This window comes from Albidovulum inexpectatum (genome assembly GCF_002927635.1).
Taxonomy (GTDB): domain Bacteria; phylum Pseudomonadota; class Alphaproteobacteria; order Rhodobacterales; family Rhodobacteraceae; genus Albidovulum; species Albidovulum inexpectatum.
Genome location: NZ_PRDS01000007.1, coordinates 114,201 through 133,971 on the forward strand (window position 1 = coordinate 114,201; position 19,771 = coordinate 133,971).

A 19,771-nucleotide genomic window follows, 5' to 3' on the forward strand; every position below is an offset into this window, starting at 1 on the left:
TCATGGCACGCGCAATGAAGGTGGCGGTGGTCGACGACGAACAGGACATGCGTCAGTCGATTGGCCAGTGGCTTGCGCTGTCCGGCTTCGACGCGCAGACCTTTGCCAGCGCCGAAGAGGCGTTGAAGGAAATCGGTCCCGACTGGCCCGGAGTCGTCGTCAGCGACATCAAGATGCCCGGCATGGACGGCATGGCCTTCCTGAAAAAGCTGATGAGCATCGATTCGGGCCTGCCGGTCATCATGATCACGGGCCATGGCGACGTTCCCATGGCGGTCGAGGCGATGCGTGTCGGCGCCTATGACTTCCTGGAAAAGCCCTTCAACCCCGACCGCATGACCGCGCTGGTCAAGAAGGCGGGGCAGGCGCGGCGCATGACGCTGGACAACCGCGCCCTGCGCAAGGAATTGTCGGACGGCTCGACGATCATGAAGAAGCTGATCGGGGCATCGCCCGCGATGCAGCGGCTGCGCGAGGATATTCTTGATCTGGGCCAGGCCGACAGCCACGTCCTGATCGATGGCGAAACGGGGACAGGCAAGACGCTTGTTGCTCATGCCCTGCATGCCGTCGGTCCACGTGCCGCGCGGCGTTTCGCCCTGATCTCTTGCGCGGCCTGGTCCGAAGATCAGCTTGCGGCGCGGCTTTTCGGCCCGATCGAAGAGGGCGGCCAGATTCCCCTGGTCGAGGAGGCACGCGGCGGCACGATCGTGCTGGAGGATATCGAGGCTCTCAGCCAGCCGCTGCAGGCGCGCCTGCTGACCTTCATCAACGATCAGGGCACCCCGCCGGAAACCCGCATCATTGCCATCTGCAACAATCATCAGCAGGGCATGACCGTCGAGGACGTGCTGCGCCCCGACCTGTATTTCCGACTTGCCGCGCTCAAGATCACCGTGCCGCCGCTGCGCGCGCGGGGCGAGGATATCCTGACCCTGTTCACGCGCATGACGGAAACCTTTGCCGAGGAATATGGCTGCGAAGCGCCCCAGATCACGGCGCGAGAGGCTGCCCAGCTTCTGCAGGCGCCATGGCCGGGCAATGTGCGCCAGCTGATCAACGTCGCCGAACGGGCCGTCCTGCAGAACCGGCGCGGATCGGGGTCGATCGCCTCGCTTCTGATGGCCGACAACGAGGAAACCGGCCCGACGATCACGACCGAAGGCAAACCGCTGAAGGAATATGTCGAAAGTTTCGAAAAGATGCTGATCGACAATGCAATGCGCCGCCACAAGGGGTCGATCGCCGCGGTGATGGAGGAGTTGTGCCTGCCACGCCGCACATTGAACGAAAAGATGGCCAAATACGGCTTGCAGCGGGCGGACTACCTCTGAAGCGCGCCTTTTCCGGGTCTGGCGTTTCGGCGCAATGCTTCGGCGATCCGTGCGTCGGAATGAAAATTCCGATTGTATTTGGCGTGTCTTACCCGCTAATGTCACGAAACATCGGGAACTGTCCGCCTTTGGATGCGGATGGTCCGATCCAGCGAATTTGCCGCCTTCCCGACAGCCGGGCCCGAATGTCCCGGCAGGGGTTGTGCAGGCCGATAGGCCGCAAGGCCAAACATTCGCCCCGCAGCCCGTTTCGGCCGGGGCCAGAGTTGGGCGCCGCAAGGCGTCTGGGAACGAACCGCGATGAGACGCGAGAGGACCACTGAGCGATCGTCAGGCTGCCCATCGGGCGCCAACGGTCTTCTGTCCTCCGCGCCATTCGCCTCACGGAATGAACGCCAGACGCCCGCCCCGGCCAGACCGGCCCGGCGGGTTTCGGCATTCGGAAAGATTACATGGCCAAGAAAATGCTCATCGATGCCACCCACCCGGAAGAGACCCGGGTCGTGGTGGTTGACGGAAACAAGGTCGAGGAATTCGACTTCGAAACCGCAAACAAGCGCCAGATTGCTGGCAATATCTATCTTGCAAAGGTAACGCGCGTCGAACCGTCGCTGCAGGCCGCCTTTGTCGACTACGGGGGAAACCGCCACGGTTTCCTGGCATTCTCGGAAATCCACCCCGATTACTACCAGATCCCCGTCGCCGACCGTCAGGCCTTGCTGGCCGAAGAGCGCGCCGCAGTACGCGAAAGCGATGACGAGGACAGCAGCCGCGCGCGCCGCAAGGCCGAGCCGAAGGCAGAATCGGCAGGAGCGGAGCAGGCTGCAACGACGGCCCAGGAAATCCCCGGAATGGCCGTTGTCGATCTGGCGGATGAAGAGGATGCCGATAGCGGGCCGATCCCCGTGCCCGGCGCCGAGCAAGAGCCCGCGCCCTATGTCGCGGCCGATCATGCCACCGAAACGGACCCCGAGATCGAATCGGTGGCCGATGAGGACGTGGCCGAGGAAATCCGCCCGCCGCGTCGCCCGCGTCCGCGCCGCTACAAGATCCAGGAAGTCATCAAGGTCCGGCAGATCATGCTGGTCCAGGTGGTCAAGGAAGAGCGCGGCAACAAGGGGGCGGCGCTGACGACCTATCTGTCGCTTGCGGGCCGCTATTGCGTTCTGATGCCCAATACCGCGCGCGGTGGCGGCATCAGCCGCAAGATCACCAATGCCGCCGATCGCAAGCGCCTGAAGCAGATTGCGTCCGAGCTGGATGTGCCCGAAGGGGCGGGTCTGATCATCCGCACGGCCGGCAGCGAACGCACGAAGGCCGAGATCAAGCGCGACTACGAATACCTGCTGCGCCTGTGGGAGAAGATCCGCGAGCTGACGCTGAAATCGATCGCGCCCGCGCCGATCTACGAGGAAGGCGACCTGATCAAGCGCGCCATCCGCGACTATTACTCGCGCGATATCGATGAGGTCCTGGTCGAGGGAGAGCAGGGCTATCGGACGGCCAAGGACTTCATGAAGATGATCATGCCGTCCCATGCCAAGAACGTGAAGCTGTACAACGAATCCCAGCCCCTGTTCGCGCGCTACCAGGTGGAAAGCTACCTGGCCAGCATGTTCAACCCCGTCGTCCAGCTTCCCTCGGGTGGCTATATCGTGATCGATGCGACCGAGGCCCTGGTCGCGATCGACGTCAACTCGGGCAAGGCGACCAAGAAGGGCTCGGTCGAGGAGACGGCCCTGCAGACGAACCTCGAAGCGGCCGAGGAAATTGCCCGCCAGTTGCGCCTGCGCGATCTTGCCGGTCTGATCGTGATCGACTTCATCGACATGGAGGAGCGCAAGAACAACGCGGCCGTCGAGAAACGCCTGAAGGAAAAACTGAAAAGCGACCGCGCCCGTATCCAGGTCGGCCGGATCTCGGGCTTCGGCCTGCTGGAGATGAGCCGCCAGCGTCTGCGCCCCGGCATGGTGGAATCGACCACCGCGCCTTGTCCGCATTGCCATGGCACGGGCATCATCCGCTCGGATGACAGTGTGGCGCTGCAGATCATTCGGCAGATCGAGGAAGAGGGCACCCGCAAGCGTTCGCGCGAGGTGCTGGTGCGGGCGCCGGTTCCGGTCATGAACTACCTGATCAACAACAAGCGCGAACATCTTGCGCAGATCGAGGCGCGCTATGGCATGTCGGTCAGGATCGAGGCCGACCCGACCATGATCAGCCCCGATTACTCGGTCGAGAAGTTCAAGACCGCGACGCGCAATGTTCCCGAGTTCCACCACCAGGTGGTCAAGGTGGATGTCCTTGCCGAGGATGACGATGTCGTCGAGGACGAGGGGATCGAGGATCAGGCGCCCGACAGCGTCGAGGCTTCGACGGCCGAAGGCGAGGCACCGAAGAAGAAAAAGCGCCGTCGCCGTCGGCGCCGGAAGGGCAATGGCGCATCGTCGGACGTGGCTTCGCCCTCGACGGAAGCGTCGGGTGAATCCGAGTCCGATGCCGCCGATGCGTCCTCCACGGAGAGCGCGGCAGAGATGCCGGATGCCAATGAGGACGCTCAGGCGGCAAGTTCCGCGCCGGCCGAAGCACCCGAGATCGAAGCGGCGGCCGAACCCGCCAAGGTCGAGGAGAAGCCCAAGCGCACGCGCACACGTGGCGGACGCAAGTCGGCCAAGACCAAGGCTGCCGAGGCTGGAGACGATGCCGCCGCGCCGTCCGTTGCCGCACAGGTCAGTGACGCCGAATCTGCTTCGGATGAAGCCTCTGCAGGCGAAACCGAAGAGCCGGCCAGAAAGACGACCCGCAAACGCAGCTCGCGTTCGCGCAGCAAGGCGGCCGAGGCGACCGATGCTGCCGGTGCGGATCAGGCAGAGGAAACCCCGAAGCCAAAGACGCGATCGCGCAGCAAGCGAAAGAAAGAGGCAGACGCGGCCCCGGCCGAAACGGTCGAAACGACTGAAGCCCCGGTGGTTGCAGAGCCGACAGATACGACAGCAATGTCCGAAAGCGTCCAAGCCGAGGCAGAGCCGGAAGCGCAGGCAGAAATGCGGGATCAACCCGGTCCCGAAAATCAGGCGCCTGCACCGGCGGCCGAACCGGCTGGATCTTCCGGCCCGGCCCAGAGCAATGGCGAAGCCTCGCTTGTCACGGAACATGCTGGGGTCGAAAGCGGTCTCGACAGGCACGAAGATACGGTCGAGTCTCAGGCCACCGGCTCTGCGCCGATCGGATCTGCCGAGCAGGCCGAGACCCCATCAGAATCGCAATCCCCGGAGCCTCGGTCGTCGGAACCGCAGGCCCAGCAACAGGCCGCGGCGACCGAGGAATCCGGCAAGCCGCGCCGGCGTGGCTGGTGGTCTCTGGGCCGCTGATTGCCATGTAACAACAGGGAAATGCCGGGCGCACTGCCCGGCATTTTCACTTGGCCATCCGCCATCTGGATATATCGCGTTGCCCAAACTGGCCCTACGCGCCGCGTTGGTTCCGTGGTGACCTAAGGCAGAAGGTCACGGCCGCGGCGCGCGTGACATGATGACATGCCCCATTTCAGGTGATCGCGATGATCGATACTGTCCATGCGAACGATCCTTCGGCCGTGATCGAGGCCGACCGTGCTCATGTCTGGCACCATCTGACCCAGCACAAGCCCTTTGAAACCGTCGATCCCCGCATCATCGTCGAGGGCCGCGGCATGCGTGTCTGGGACATCAAGGGCAAGGAATATCTGGATGCCGTTTCGGGCGGCGTCTGGACGGTCAATGTCGGCTATGGGCGCGAATCCATCGTCCGGGCCATAGCGGACCAGCTGATGAAGCTGAACTACTTCGCCCAGTCGGCGGGGTCGATCCCCGGATCGATCTTTGCCCAGCGCCTGATCGACAAGATGCCGGGGATGAGCCGGGTCTATTACTGCAATTCGGGGTCCGAGGCGAACGAAAAGGCGTTCAAGATGATCCGCCAGATCGCGTACAAGCGTTATGGCGGCAAGAAATACAAGATCCTGTATCGCGAGCGCGACTATCACGGCAGCACGCTGGCGGCCATGTCGGCGGGCGGTCAGGACGAACGCAACGTGCAATACGGACCCTTTGCGCCGGGTTTCGTGCGTGTGCCGCATTGCCTGGAATATCGCCGCCACGAACAGGAAGGTGCCCCGTCCGAGCATTATGGCGAATGGGCGGCCGATCAGATCGAGCAGGTCATCCTGCGCGAAGGCCCCGATACGGTGGGCGGCCTCTGCCTGGAACCCGTTACCGCCGGTGGTGGTGTGATCACCCCGCCTGACGGCTATTGGGAAAAGGTGCAGGAGATCTGTCGCAAATACGATATCCTGCTGCATATCGACGAAGTCGTCTGCGGCCTTGGCCGCACCGGAACGTGGTTCGGCTATCAGCATTACGGCATCCAGCCCGATTTCGTGACGATGGCCAAGGGCGTTGCATCGGGATATGCCGCCATTGCCTGCTGCGTGACGACCGAGGCCGTCTTCGAGATGTTCAAGGACGACCCCTCGGACAAGCTGGGCTATTTCCGCGACATCTCGACCTTTGGCGGCTGCACGGCGGGGCCGGCCGCCGCGATCGAGAACATGCGCATCATCGAAGACGAAAATCTGCTGGAAAACACCCGGAAGATGGGCGAGCGGCTGATGAACAACCTGCATGAGCTGATGTCGCGTCACCGGGTGATCGGTGATGTGCGCGGCAAGGGGCTGTTCTGCGGTGCAGAGCTTGTGGCGGACCGAAGCACCAAGGAGCCGGTCGAAGAAGCCAAAGTTGCCGCGGTCGTGGCCGAATGTGCCGCGCAGGGTGTCATCATCGGGGCATCGAACCGCTCGGTTCCGGGGCGCAACAACGTGTTGTGTCTCAGCCCGGCGCTGATCGCCACGCCGGACGATATCGACGAGATCACCACGGCGATGGACCGCGCGCTGACCAAGGTCTTTTCCTGACGCGCAGCAAATCCGGGCTTGACCCAAGGACCGATCGGGGCACTCTGCTGTAAGTCCAGTTTGCGTCACCCGATCGGTCCAGCCATGCCCGTCGCCGCCGAAGGCTTCTTTCTTGACCCCGGCTACAGGGGCACGCTGCAACAGCAGATCCAGGAGATGGTGCTGGAAGGCATCCGCGCCGGGCGCTTGCGGGCGGGGGACAGGATGCCATCCTCGCGCGCGCTTGCGCGCCATCTTGGGGTCAGCCGCATCACCGTGACGCTGGCCTATACCGAACTGGTCGCGAATGACGTGCTGGAGGCAAGGGGGCGTTCGGGCTACTTCGTCTCGGCCGCGGCGCCGGCCCTTCCGCCCGCGCGGTCGGCCCCGCCCGAACTGGATACGGGCATCGACTGGGCCGCGCGTATCGGCACGCGCCATTCGGACCACGGCATGCCGCCACGCATTCAGGATTGGCACGCCTATCCCTATCCCTTCATCTACGGTCAGGCCGATCCGACATTGTTCGATCACCAGAACTGGCGCAAATGCGCCCTGATGGCCCTGGGACGAAGGGACTTTGATGTCCTGTCGCACGACTTCTATGAACGCGACGATCCGATGCTGGTCGATTACATCCTGCGCGCCATTCTGCCGCGACGCGGCATCACGGCGCGACCAGACCAGATCCTGTTGACGATGGGGGCGCAGAATGCGCTTTGGATCGCGGCTCATGTCCTGCTGCGCCCGGGCCAATCCGCCGCGATCGAGGAACCGGGCTTTCATGGGTTTCGCACCATCCTGAACCAGCATGGCGTGGCCATCCATCCCGTCGCCGTGGACGAAGGCGGAATGCCCCCCGAGGCGATACCCAGGGGCGTGTCCACGATCTTTGTCACACCCAGCCACCATTTCCCGACCAATGCCACGATGCCCGCCATCCGGCGCGCGGCGCTTCTGGATCTGGCTCGGCGCAGGGATTTCCTGATCATCGAGGATGATTATGAATTCGAAACATCGTTTCTGCGCCCGGCACAGCCCGCGTTGAAATCCCTGGATCGCACGGGCAGGGTGATCCATGTGGGATCCTTCTCGAAATCCCTGTTTCCGGGTTTGCGTCTGGGCTATCTGGTTGGCGCCGCGCCCTTCATCCGCGAGGCGCGTGCCCTGCGCGTGGCAATGCTGCGCCACCCGCCGGGGCATATCCAGCGTACCCTGGCCCACTTTCTTGCGCTTGGCCATTATGACGCACTGATCAACCGCATGAACACGGCATGGCGCCGACGCCGTCAGGCCATGAGCGAGGCCATCGCGCAGCATGGGTTGAACGTGGCCGGATCGGGGGACTTCGGCGGCTCCAGCTTCTGGATGCGGGCGCCCGATGGCGTCGATACCGAAGAGCTGGCCGCCCGGCTGCGACAGGACGGGGTGCTGATCGAGCCGGGCCATGTGCACTTTACCCGACAGCCGGCGCCGCGAAACCTGTATCGGCTGGCCTATTCCTCGATCCCGCAGGCGCGGATCGCCGAAGGCATCGCGCGGATCGCGCGGGCGATCGGCTGATCTGGCTATATGACCAGACGAAAACTGGCCCTACAGGGCGCCGCAAGGCTGGGCCTAGATCAAGCAGCCACATCCGTAACGGGTCGCGGCCAGACATGTTCAGGGAGGAAGCCATGCGGATGACGACCGAGGAAGCCTTCGTCAAGGTCCTGCAACGTCACGGAATCGAGCACGCTTTCGGTATCATCGGTTCGGCCTTCATGCCGATATCCGATCTCTTCCCCAAAGCGGGCATCAGGTTCTGGGACGTCGCACACGAATGCAACGGCGGCTACATGGCCGATGGATTTACCCGCACGACGGGCAAGATGGCGATGATCATTGCCCAGAACGGACCCGGGATCACGAATTTCGTCACCGCGGTCAAGACCGCCTACTGGAACCATACGCCGATGCTGTTGGTGACGCCGCAGGCCGCCAACAAGACGATCGGGCAGGGCGGCTTTCAGGAAGTCGAGCAGATGCGCGCCTTTGCCGACATGGTGGCCTATCAGGAAGAGGTCCGCGATCCCTCGCGCATCGCCGAGGTGCTCAATCGCGTGATCTCGAAGGGCAAGCGGCTGTCTGCGCCGGTGCAGATCAACGTTCCGCGCGATTACTGGACGCAGGTGATCGATATCGAGCTGCCCGAAATCGTCGAGTTCGAGCGCCCCTCGGGTGGGGAAGAGGCAATCGCTCAGGCCGCGCGCCTGCTGACCGAGGCGCGCTTTCCGGTCATCCTGAACGGTGCGGGCGTGGTGCTTTCGGGCGCGATCGAGGCAAGCCGCGCCCTGGCCGAAAGGCTGGATGCGCCGGTCTGCTGCAATTACCAGCACAACGATGCCTTCCCGGGCTCGCATCCCTTGTCGGTCGGACCGCTTGGCTACAATGGCTCGAAGGCCGCGATGCAGCTGATCGCGAAGGCGGATGTGGTGCTGGCGTTGGGTACCCGCCTGAACCCGTTTTCGACCCTTCCCGGCTATGGCATCGATTATTGGCCGCGTGAGGCCAAGCTGATCCAGGTCGATATCAACCCCGACCGGATCGGGCTGACCAAGCCCGTTGCGGTCGGCATCGTCGGAGATTCCCGCAAGGTGGCCGAGGCGATCCTTGCGCGGCTGGGCGATGGCGCGGGCGATGCGGGGCGCGAGGAGCGCCGGGCGCTGATCGCGCAGACCAAGTCGGCCTGGGCGCAGGAGCTCTCCTCGATGGATCACGAAGCCGACGATCCGGGGACCGACTGGAACGAACGCGCGCGCAAGGCCAAGCCCGACTGGATGAGTCCGCGCATGGCCTGGCGCGCGATCACGTCCGCATTGCCGAAGGATGCGATCATCTCGTCCGATATCGGCAACAACTGTGCGATCGGCAATGCCTATCCGACATTCGAGGCAGGGCGGAAATACCTGGCGCCGGGTCTCTTCGGCCCCTGCGGCTATGGCTTTCCCGCCATCATCGGCGCCAAGATCGGCAATCCGGACGTGCCTGTCGTGGGTTTCGCGGGCGACGGCGCCTTTGGCATTTCCATGAACGAGATGGTTTCGCTGGGTCGGCCGGACTGGCCCGCAATCACCATGGTGATCTTCCGTAACTACCAATGGGGCGCGGAAAAGCGCAACACGACCCTTTGGTACAACGACAATTTCGTCGGCACCGAGCTGAGCGAGCGCGTAAGTTACGCCGGCATCGCGCAGGCATGCGGGCTGAAGGGCGTTCAGGTGCGCACGATGGACGAACTGACCGACGCACTGGCCCAGGCCGTGCGCGACCAGAAGCAAGGCGTGACGACCTTCATCGAAGCCCTGATCAACCAGGAGCTGGGCGAGCCGTTCCGTCGCGATGCGATGAAGGCGCCTGTCGAGGTCGCCGGCATTGACCCGGCCGACATGCGGCCGCAAAGGGGCGCATGATGGATCTGCCCCTGGGTCTTGGCGCGCCGGGGGCAGCCTTTCTGCTGGTCGCCGTGCTGGGCGCGGCAATCGTGCGGGGTTTCGCGGGGTTCGGCTTTTCGGCGCTTGTCGTTTCTGCCGCGGGGTTTGTGGGTGACCCGATGCGTGCCGTGCCGGTCGTGTTGTTCTGCGAGGTCGTCATGACGCTGCAGGTCGCGCGCGGCATTGTGGCGGACATCGATTGGGTCCGCGTTGGCTGTCTGCTGATTGGCGCCCTGATCGGGCTGCCAATCGGGCTGAGCTTTCTGCTGGCGATTGGCGTCGATGGGGCGCGCGCTGCGATTTCGGTCTTCATTCTTGGCATTTGCATCCTGCTCGTGTCCGGCTGGCGCTTGCGCCGTGCCCTTGGGGCCCTGGGAAATGTCGGGCTTGGCCTTGTCTCGGGCGTTGCCAATGGCGCGGCCATGGCAGGACTGCCGGTGGCCGCGGCGATGAGCGCACAGCCGATCCCGCCGCGGGTCTTTCGGGCCACGCTGATTGTCTATTTCGCCGCGCTTGACCTTCTGTCGCTGCCGGTCATGTGGCGGGCTGGACTGATCGGGCGTGACACGGTGCTGGCCGCCCTTGCCACGATGCCTGTTCTTCTGCTGGGCAATGGGCTCGGTCAGTGGGGTTTTGCGCGGTCGCGTCCGGCCGGTTTTCGGTTGATCGCGGTCGCATTGCTGGCAAGTCTGGCCTCGATGGGGCTTGGCAAGGCGGTGCTTGGGCATGTCTGAACACACCATCCTGGTCATCAATGCCGGGTCGTCCTCGATCAAGGCCGCGCTGTTCGATGCCGGGCTTGACGTGATGATGCGCGCCAGCGTGACCGAAATCGGCGGGGCATCGCGGCTGGAAATCGGCACGGAAGTGGGCCCCTGCAGCGCGCCGACGCATCAGGCCGCGCTGCGCCAAGTGCTGGCGGCCCTGGCCCGGAACGGCTATCCGCTTGACCGGATTCGCGCTGCGGGACATCGCGTGGTGCATGGCGGCCAGAATTTCACCCGGCCCGCGCGCGTCGATCCGGCGGTTCTGGCGGGGATCGAGGCCTGCATCCCGCTGGCGCCTCTGCATAACCCACACAACCTGGCCGCCATCCGTGCCCTCGGCGATCTTGCGCCAGATCTTCCTCAGGTCGCGGTGTTCGACACGGCCTTTCACGCAACGGTCCCCGAAATTGCCGCGCGTTATGCAATCCCCGACGGCGAGAATGCGCGCGGAATTCGCCGATACGGGTTTCACGGCATCTCCTATGCCTCGCTGGTCGAACGGTTGCCCGATGCGCTGGACGGCAGGCTTCCGGGCCGGGTCCTGGCGCTGCATCTTGGCAATGGCGCGTCGATCTGCGCGATCAGGGAAGGCAGGTCGGTGGCCACGACCATGGGCTATTCGCCGCTATCGGGCCTGACGATGGGGACGCGCGCCGGGGATATCGATGGCAATGCCGTCCTGCGACTGGCCGAGATACACGGGATCGAAGCAGCCGCGCGCATTCTGAACCGCGAAAGCGGCCTGGTCGCCCTGGGCGGGGCGTCGGACATGCGCGTATTGCATTCAAGGGCGGATGCCGCGGCAAGATTTGCAATCGAGCATTTTTGCTATTGGGCTGCGCGCCATTCGGGGTCCATGATTGTCGCCATGGGAGGATTGGATGCGATCGTGTTCACCGGCGGTATCGGTGAGAACGACGCCGAGGCGCGCGGTCGCATCTGCGCGCATCTGGCGTGGCTTGGTGTCGAAATCGACCCGGCGCGCAATGAACGAAACGAGGCGCGGATCGATTCCGGTGGTCTGCCGGTGCTGATCCTGCCGGCTGCCGAAGAAAAACACATTGCGCAGCAGACTCGACAGGTGCTGGGGGACTGAACCCGGCCCGAAAGGGGGGAAGAAAGAAATGACGCACCAAGCGCCACAGCCGGAATTGTCGCCGCGCATTGCTGACGAGGTGCGGCAAACCACCTGCTACATGTGTGCCTGTCGCTGCGGCATCAACGTGCATCTGAAATCGGGCCGTGTCGTTTATATCGACGGCAATCGCGACCATCCGGTCAACCGGGGCGTTCTGTGCGCCAAGGGAGCATCCGGCATCATGCAGGTCACGGCGCCATCGCGCCTGCGCGCACCGCTGAAGCGGGTCGGCCCGCGTGGCTCGGGCGCCTTCGAAGAGATCAGCTGGGACGAGGCGCTGGAGATCGCGACCGGTTGGCTGAAGCCGCTGCGCGAAACCGCGCCCGAAAAGCTGGCCTTCTTCACCGGGCGCGACCAGTCCCAAAGCTTTACGGGCTTCTGGGCACAGGCCTTCGGCACGCCGAATTACGCGGCACATGGTGGTTTCTGTTCCGTCAACATGGCAGCGGCCGGGATTTACACGATGGGCGGGGCATTCTGGGAGTTCGGCGCGCCCGACTGGGACAGGGCGAGGCTGTTCATCCTGTTCGGCGTGGCCGAAGATCACGACAGCAACCCGATCAAGATGGGTATTGGCAAGCTGAAGGCGCGCGGCGCGCGGGTGATTTCGGTCAATCCCGTGCGTTCGGGATATTCGGCTGTTGCGGATGACTGGTATGGGATCACCCCGGGAACGGACGGGCTGCTGATCCTTTCGCTGATCCATCTGTTGCTGAAGGCGGGAAAGATCGATCTGGACTATCTGGCACGGTGGACGAATGCGCCCTGCCTGTTCGGGCCGGATGGGCTGCTAATGCGCGACTCCGAAGATCGGCTTGTGGTCGTCGATCGTCGCAGCGGCAAGCTCGTTCCAATCGATGCGCCGGGGATTGTGCCCGATCTTGGCGCTGAACATGACGGCATGCGGACGGTCTTTCGCCACCTTGCGGAACGCTATCTGTCCGACCAGTACGCACCCGAGAAAGTGGCAGCAAGGACGGGGATATCTGCAAGCCGTATCAGGGCCTTGGCGGGCGAAATTGCGACTGCGTTCGACCAGCCCGTGACGATACACCAGCCTTGGACAGATTTTCGGGGCGAGCGACATGACCGCATGGTCGGGCGGCCGATTGCGTTCCATGCAATGCGTGGCATCTCGGCCCATTCGAATGGCTTTCAGACGGCACGGGCATTGCATCTGCTGCAGATTCTGCTGGGAGCGGTGGAAACACCGGGGGGATTCCGGTTCAAGCCACCTTATCCCAAGCCCTTTGACGCCCATCCGGCCCCCCATGCCGAATGCCGGCCGGGCCAGCCGCTGAAAGGGCCGCATCTGGGCTATCCGCGCGGTCCCGAGGATCTGGCGCTGCGGCCCGATGGCAGCCCGGCGCGGATCGACAAGGCCTTTACCTGGGAAAATCCGCTGTCCGCGCATGGGCTGATGCACATGGTCATTCCCAACGCCCATGCAGGCGATCCCTACCGGATCGATACGCTGTTTCTGTACATGGCCAACATGGCCTGGAACTCGTCCATGAACACGGCCGAGGTCATGCGCATGCTGACCGACCGGGACGAGAACGGCGAATACCGCATCCCGCGCATCATCTACTCGGATGCCTATGCGTCTGAAATGGTGGCTTATGCCGATCTGGTCTTGCCCGATACGACCTATCTGGAACGCCATGATTGCATATCGCTGCTTGACCGTCCGATCGGAGAGCCCGAAGCCGCGGCCGATGCGATCCGCTGGCCTGTGGTCGAACCCGACCGCGATGTCCGCCCGTTCCAGAGCGTCCTGATCGACCTGGCCGTGCGGCTGAAGCTGCCGGGCTTCGTCGATGAAAGTGGTCAGGCCCTTTATCGCGACTATGCAGACTACATGGTGCGGCATGAACGCAAGCCCGGCGTGGGCCCGTTGATGGGCTGGCGCGGGGACGGCAGCAAGACCGGCCGCGGCGCCCCGAATCCAAAGCAGATCGACCGCTACATCCAGAACGGCGGCTTCTGCATCGCCCATATCCCGCCCGAGGCTGCCTTCTTCAAGCCATGGAATTCGGCCTATCAGGATTGGGCGGTCCAGCTTGGCCTCTACGACCGGCCGTTACCCTATTTGTTCTCGCTCTGGAGCGAGCCGCTGCAACGCTTTCGCCGCGCGGCCGAGGGGCATGGGCCGCTCCAGCCGCCGGACCATCTGCGCGCGCGTCTGGCCCGCGCAATGGACCCGCTGCCCTTCTGGGAGCCGCCTTTCGGCGATGCCGATGCGGAAGAATACCCGTTGCATGCGATCACCCAGCGCCCGATGGCGATGTATCATTCCTGGGGGTCCCAGAATGCGTGGCTGCGCCAGATCCATGCGCAGGATCCATTGTATATCCCCATTGATCTGTGGCGTAAGCTTGAGTTCCAGCCGGGCGATTTCGTTCGCGTCAGTTCGTCCACCGGGCAGATCACGGTGCCGGCAGCACCGATGGCCGCCGTGAACGGATCGACCCTGTGGACCTGGAACGCCATCGGCAAGCGACGCGGGGCCTGGGCTCTGGACCCGGATGCGCCCGAAGGCACGAAGGGCTTTCTTCTCAACCACCTGATCCATGAACTTCTACCAGGATCGGGGGCAGGGCGTCTGCCGAACTCCGACCCGGTCACGGGTCAGGCAGCATGGTTCGACTTGCGCGTGCGGATCGAGCGTGTGCCTCCACAACCCGTTTCGCAGCCTGTCTTCGAGCCGTTGATATCCCCCGTCCCACCAGCGCCAAGGAACCGCCCATGACCGCGCTTCCCCCAAGAACGGACCGCAAGCTGGGTCTGGTCATCGATCTGGATACCTGCGTGGGCTGCCATGCCTGTGTGACCGCCTGCAAGGGCTGGAACGATCAGGCATATGGCGCACCTCTATCCGACATGAATGCTTATGGATCAGACCCTTGCGGGACATTTCTGAACCGCGTTCACAGCTATGAACTGACCCCTCCGGACGGCCCCCCGCAGGTCGTGAACCTGCCCCGCTCGTGTCTGCATTGCGACGATGCGCCCTGTGTCACGGTCTGCCCGACCGGGGCCAGTTACAAGCGCGCCGAAGATGGGATCGTACTGGTCAACGAAGACGCCTGCATCGGGTGTGGATTGTGCGCATGGGCCTGTCCTTACGGAGCGCGGGAGATGGACGCCGCCGCGGGCGTGATGAAGAAATGCACCCTGTGCGTTGACCGCATCTACAACGAAGCCTTGCCCGAAGAGGACCGTATCCCCGCCTGCGTGAGGACCTGTCCGACCGGCGCGCGCCATTTCGGCGATCTGGGTGATCCGGATAGCGCGGTCAGCCGGCTGGTCGCCGAACGTGGCGGCGTCGAGCTGATGCCCGAACAGGGCACGCGCCCGGTGAACCGTTACCTGCCGCCGCGCAAGAAAGGGCCGGCGCCGGTTGTCCAACCCCTGCAGCGCGACGAGGAACCGACCGGGGTCGCGGCCTGGCTTGACCGCATTCTGGGGGTGTTCTGATGCATCCGGCACCTTCAATCATCATCTTCACCACGTTGTCCGGCGCGGGGTTTGGCATGCTCGCATGGCTTGCGCTGGGGGCCGTTCCGGTTGGGGGCATGCCAGCGCTGCTTTTCTGGGGCATGGGGTATGCGCTTGCCATCGGCGGGCTTGTGGCTTCGACATTTCACCTTGGAAACCCGCAAAGGGCGCTGTTGGCGTTCACTCAGTGGCGCACAAGCTGGCTGAGCCGCGAGGCCTGGGCGTCGGCCATGACGCTGGTGATCCTGGCGCCGGTTGCGCTGGCGGCGATCCTCGGGATACGTGTGCCCGTGGTGATCGGCGTGATCGGAGCGCTGATGTGCATCGCGACCGTTGTTACGACCGGAATGATCTATGCCCAGATGAAAACCGTGCCGCGCTGGAACACCTGGATGACGCCGGTGCAATTCGTGCTGTTTTCATTGACCGGCGGGGCGATCCTGTCGCTTCAGTTGTCCGATGCGGTCGTGCTGTGTGTCTTGCTTGCCACGGCTTTGGTGGCGGTCTACGCAATGGGGGACGCACGGGTGCGCGAAGTCTTTCCGTCCACGCAGTCGGCCATAGGGTCTGGAAGAAACGTCGAAACGCGCGCACTGTTCGCGCCCCATTCCGGGCCGAACTACGTGATGAAAGAGATGATCCATGTCGTCGGGCGCAAGCATTCCCGACGATTGCGGGTTCTGTCCGTGCTGCTGGCCGCGATCATTCCTGCGCTCTTGATGCTGTTTGCGCCGGGGCAAGACATCCTGCCCATTGTCGCCGTGCTTCACTTGACCGGTGCGCTGGCTGCCCGGTGGCTGTTCTTTGCGGAGGCCGAGCATGTGGTCGGCCTGTATTACGGCGCCGGGCCCGGGACGACACGGAATTGATTAATCCGTCAGTCAATAATACGCCTTGCGTCAACGGCGGGCAGGCGGTTTCATGGACCTGCCCCTTGTTCGTAGCGCGTCCACGCGACCCACGGTCCTGGCGAAGGCGCCGGACGATGGGCTTGCGAAGAGTGGTTGACCGCCGCATCCCGTCGTGCACCTATTCGCAATCATACAACAAGAAAAGCTCAACACGGAGGACACGATGACAGATACCAAGTTCGGACAGGTGAGCCGGCGCGGCCTGATAAAGGGCGCCACGGCCATGACGGCGGCGGGCCTGATCCTGCCTTTCGGTGCGGGAGGCGCACTGGCCGAACCCAAGCGCGGCGGCATCCTGCGCCTGGCTCAGGGAAGCGGCTCGACGACTGACAGCTATGATCCCGCGACGTGGGACTCGCAGTTCGTGCAGGTGCTCAATACCGCGCGCTGCGGCTTCCTGACCGAGATCGCGCCCGATGGGTCGCTGGTCGGCGAAGTCGCCGAAAGCTGGGAGGCCACGCCCGACGCCAAGGTCTGGCGCTTCAAGATCCGCAAGGGAATTACCTTCCATTCCGGCAAGGACCTGACGGCCGAGGATGTCATTGCCTCGATCAACTATCACCGGGGCCCGGATTCGAAATCGGCAGCCAAGCCGATCGTCGATCCGATCGTCGAGATCACGACCGATGGGCCGGATGTCGTGGTCTTCACGCTCGAAGCCGGCAATGCCGACTTCCCCTTCATCATGTCGGATTACCACCTGGCGATCCTGCCGGCGAATGACGGCAAGATCGATCCGACCTCGTCGGATGGCTGCGGTGGCTATGTCGTTGAATCGTGGGAGCCGGGCGTCACCGCGCGCCTGCGCCGCTACGAGAACTACTGGAAGCCCAATCGCGCCTGGTTTGACGGGATCGAGATGACGGCCATTCACGACGCGGCCGCGCGGCAGAACGCCCTGATCACCGGCGAGGTGGACGTGATCGACCCGGTCGATCTGAATACCGTGGCATTGCTGCAGCGCGCGCCGGGCATCCGCATCCTGTCAACCACGGGCACGCAGCATTACACCTTTGCCATGGACACGCGGCAGGCGCCGTTCAATGACAACAATGTCCGCCTTGCGCTGAAATACGCCATCGACCGGCAGGAGCTGGTGGACAAGATCCTGAACGGCTATGGCAGCGTGGGCAACGATCATCCGATCGGCCCGTCGCAGCGCTATTTCAACAAGGATCTGCCGCAGCGGACCTATGACCCCGACAAGGCGAAGTACCACCTGAAGCAGGCGGGGCTGGACAGCGTCTCGGTGCAGCTTTCGGCGGCCGATGCGGCCTTCCCAGGCGCGGTGGATGCGGCGCTTCTGTATTCGGAAAAGGCCGCTGCCGCGGGCATCAACATCGAGGTCGTGCGCGAGCCGAACGACGGCTACTGGAGCAATGTCTGGATGAAGAAGCCCTGGAGCGCGGTCTATTGGGGCGGCCGTCCGACCGAGGACTGGATGTTCACGACGGCCTATGCCGCCGGCGCGGCCTGGAACGATTCGTTCTGGGATCACCCGCGATTCAACGAACTGCTGGTCGCCGCCCGGTCCGAGCTGGACGAGGACAAGCGCCGCGCCATGTATTACGAGATGCAGGAAATCGTCTCGAACGAAGGCGGTGTCGTCGTACCGATGTTCGCCTCGTATGTCATGGCGATGTCGGACCGCGTGGCCCATCCCGAGCAGGTTGCCGCCAACTGGACCTTGGACGGCTTCCGCGCGGTCGAGCGCTGGTGGTTCGCCTGATCCGACCTGTCGTCCCGGCGCGAGCCGCGCCGGGACATCCCGCTTGCGCGTGACGGCGTGGGCAGTCAATTCATGCGATCTGGTATTGGGGGGCGGGCGTGTCCAAAATCTGGATCATGATTGCCAAGCGTCTGGGCCTTGGGGTTCTGACCCTGTTTGCGATCTCGATCATCATCTTTCTTGCGACGGAGCTGTTGCCGGGGGATCTGGCGCGTTCGATCCTGGGCCAGTCGGCGACCGAAGAAACGGTTGCCGCCTTTCAGCGTGAGCTTGGCCTGGATCAGCCTGCGCATGTCCGTTATGCGCAATGGCTCTGGGGTGCGGTGCAGGGCGATTTCGGGACCTCGCTGGCCAATCGCCGCCCAATCGCGGACCTGATCGGCACGCGCCTGGCGAACACCATGTTCCTTGCGATCTATGCGGCCGCGATCGCCGTGCCGCTGTCGCTGATCCTTGGCATCATGGCGGCCTTGTTCCGCAATACCTGGTTCGACCGCGGCGCGAACGCCGTGGCGCTCAGCGCGATCTCGTTCCCCGAATTCTTTGTCGCCTATATCCTGATCTTCGTGCTGGCGCAGTCGGGTCTGTTTCCATCGATGGCCCGGATCGATTCCACGACGACCTTTGCGGACGCGCTTTACAAGACGTTCCTGCCGGCCCTGACGCTGACACTGGTGGTGACGGCACACATGATGCGCATGACGCGCGCGGCGATCATCAACCTGCTGGCCAGTCCCTATATCGAGATGGCTCAGCTGAAGGGCATGCCCCCGGCGCGGATCATCCTGGTGCATGCATTGCCCAATGCGCTGGCGCCGATCATCACGGTCATCGCGCTGAACCTTGCCTATCTGATCACCGGTGTCGTCGTGGTCGAGGCCGTCTTTGTCTATCCGGGGCTGGGGCAGCTGATGGTGGATTCCGTTTCCAAGCGTGACATCCCCGTCGTGCAGGCGGTCGCGCTGATCTTCGCGGCGGCCTATGTGCTGCTGAACCTTCTTGCGGACGTGCTGGCGACCTTGTCGAACCCGCGTCTGATCCATCCGAAATAGGGGGCGTGAATGGAAGTCCTGACGACCCTTTTCTGGATCGCGGTTGCCGTTTCGGTCGGCATGGCGGCGGGCTGGCTGTTCCTGCGTGTGCTCGCGACCGCATTGCCCGGTCGCGCGGGGCGCGTGTTCCGCTCGGCGCCCATATCGGCCGGTTTCGGCATGCTGGTGATCCTGATCTATCTGCTGGTGGCGATCCTTGCCCCTGCCATCGCACCCTTTTCCGAGCGCGAAGTCGTCGGCGGGCAGTTCCTGCCATGGGATGCGACGCATCTTCTGGGAACCGACAATCTGGGCCGCGACATGTTCTCGCGGCTTGTCTATGGCGCGCGCAACACGGTGGGTATCGCATTCGTGACCACGGCGCTGGCCTTTCTGCTGGGCTCGGTCCTTGGGCTTCTGGCGGCCGCTGTCGGCGGCTGGCTGGACCAGGTTCTCAGCCGCGTGGTCGATGTCTTGATGGCGATCCCCGCACTGGTCTTTTCGCTTCTGCTTCTGACGATCTTCGGCACCTCGGTCGTCACGCTGATCCTGGTGATCGCGGTGATCGACTCGACCCGGGTCTTCCGTCTGGCGCGGTCGGTCGGGATGAACATCGTTGTCATGGATTTCATCGAGGCCGCCCGCCTGAGGGGCGAGGGCCTGTTTCACCTGATCGTGCGCGAGATCCTGCCCAATGCCTCGGCCCCGCTGATTGCCGAATTCGGGCTGCGTTTCTGTTTCGTGTTCCTGACCATCTCGGCCCTGTCTTTCCTGGGGCTTGGGATCCAGCCGCCGACCGCGGACTGGGGCTCGATGGTCAAGGAGAACGCCGTGCTGATCACCTTTGGCGACATCACGCCCCTGCTGCCCGCCGGTTGCATCGCACTGCTGACAGTGGCGGTGAACTTCGTCGTGGACTGGATGTTGCACCGCGCCAGCGGCCTGAAGGAGTGAGCC

13 protein-coding genes are annotated in these 19,771 nt (G+C 63.7%); all 13 read left to right on the plus strand.

Annotated elements, in window-relative coordinates; translation table 11 throughout:
• Positions 1–2 precede the first annotated feature (2 nt).
• Positions 3–1,334: a sigma-54-dependent transcriptional regulator gene (locus LV82_RS11655; protein ID WP_104071864.1), complete on the plus strand. Its 1,332-nt coding sequence runs from the start codon at positions 3–5 to the stop codon at positions 1,332–1,334.
• Between the two features lie 452 nt (positions 1,335–1,786).
• On the plus strand, positions 1,787–4,705 hold the full coding sequence (locus LV82_RS11660; protein ID WP_104071866.1) for an Rne/Rng family ribonuclease: 2,919 nt from the start codon (positions 1,787–1,789) through the stop codon (positions 4,703–4,705).
• Positions 4,706–4,893: 188 nt separating this feature from the next.
• On the plus strand, positions 4,894–6,285 hold the full coding sequence (locus LV82_RS11665) for an aminotransferase family protein (RefSeq protein WP_104071986.1): 1,392 nt from the start codon (positions 4,894–4,896) through the stop codon (positions 6,283–6,285).
• Between the two features lie 84 nt (positions 6,286–6,369).
• Positions 6,370–7,827 carry a MocR-like pyridoxine biosynthesis transcription factor PdxR gene (gene pdxR / locus LV82_RS11670; protein ID WP_104071868.1) on the plus strand — a complete coding sequence of 486 codons (1,458 nt, stop codon included), beginning with the start codon at positions 6,370–6,372 and terminating at the stop codon, positions 7,825–7,827.
• Positions 7,828–7,940: 113 nt separating this feature from the next.
• On the plus strand, positions 7,941–9,716 hold the full coding sequence (gene xsc, locus LV82_RS11675; RefSeq protein WP_104071988.1) for a sulfoacetaldehyde acetyltransferase: 1,776 nt from the start codon (positions 7,941–7,943) through the stop codon (positions 9,714–9,716).
• Positions 9,716–10,471, plus strand: coding sequence for a sulfite exporter TauE/SafE family protein (locus LV82_RS11680; protein WP_104071989.1), 756 nt, complete (start codon positions 9,716–9,718; stop codon positions 10,469–10,471). Before xsc ends, LV82_RS11680 begins: the two co-directional genes overlap by 1 nt.
• A complete protein-coding gene (locus LV82_RS11685; protein WP_104071870.1) occupies positions 10,464–11,600 on the plus strand; it encodes an acetate/propionate family kinase in 1,137 nt (378 codons plus the stop codon). Before LV82_RS11680 ends, LV82_RS11685 begins: the two co-directional genes overlap by 8 nt.
• A gap of 28 nt (positions 11,601–11,628) precedes the next feature.
• Positions 11,629–14,394: a molybdopterin-dependent oxidoreductase gene (locus tag LV82_RS11690; protein ID WP_104071872.1), complete on the plus strand. Its 2,766-nt coding sequence runs from the start codon at positions 11,629–11,631 to the stop codon at positions 14,392–14,394.
• Positions 14,391–15,122, plus strand: a complete 732-nt coding sequence (locus LV82_RS11695; RefSeq protein ID WP_104071874.1) for a 4Fe-4S dicluster domain-containing protein — start codon at positions 14,391–14,393, stop codon at positions 15,120–15,122. Before LV82_RS11690 ends, LV82_RS11695 begins: the two co-directional genes overlap by 4 nt.
• Positions 15,122–16,012, plus strand: coding sequence for a dimethyl sulfoxide reductase anchor subunit family protein (locus tag LV82_RS11700; protein ID WP_104071876.1), 891 nt, complete (start codon positions 15,122–15,124; stop codon positions 16,010–16,012). The genes LV82_RS11695 and LV82_RS11700 overlap by 1 nt, the downstream gene beginning before the upstream one ends.
• A 205-nt stretch (positions 16,013–16,217) precedes the next feature.
• Entirely contained in the window at positions 16,218–17,783 is a 1,566-nt protein-coding gene (locus tag LV82_RS11705) for an ABC transporter substrate-binding protein (RefSeq protein WP_104071878.1), read from the plus strand.
• Between the two features lie 98 nt (positions 17,784–17,881).
• Positions 17,882–18,835: an ABC transporter permease gene (locus LV82_RS11710; protein WP_104071880.1), complete on the plus strand. Its 954-nt coding sequence runs from the start codon at positions 17,882–17,884 to the stop codon at positions 18,833–18,835.
• Between the two features lie 9 nt (positions 18,836–18,844).
• Complete coding sequence (locus LV82_RS11715; protein ID WP_104071882.1) at positions 18,845–19,768, plus strand: ABC transporter permease; 924 nt, start codon at positions 18,845–18,847, stop codon at positions 19,766–19,768.
• The last annotated feature ends 3 nt before the right edge of the window (positions 19,769–19,771 follow it).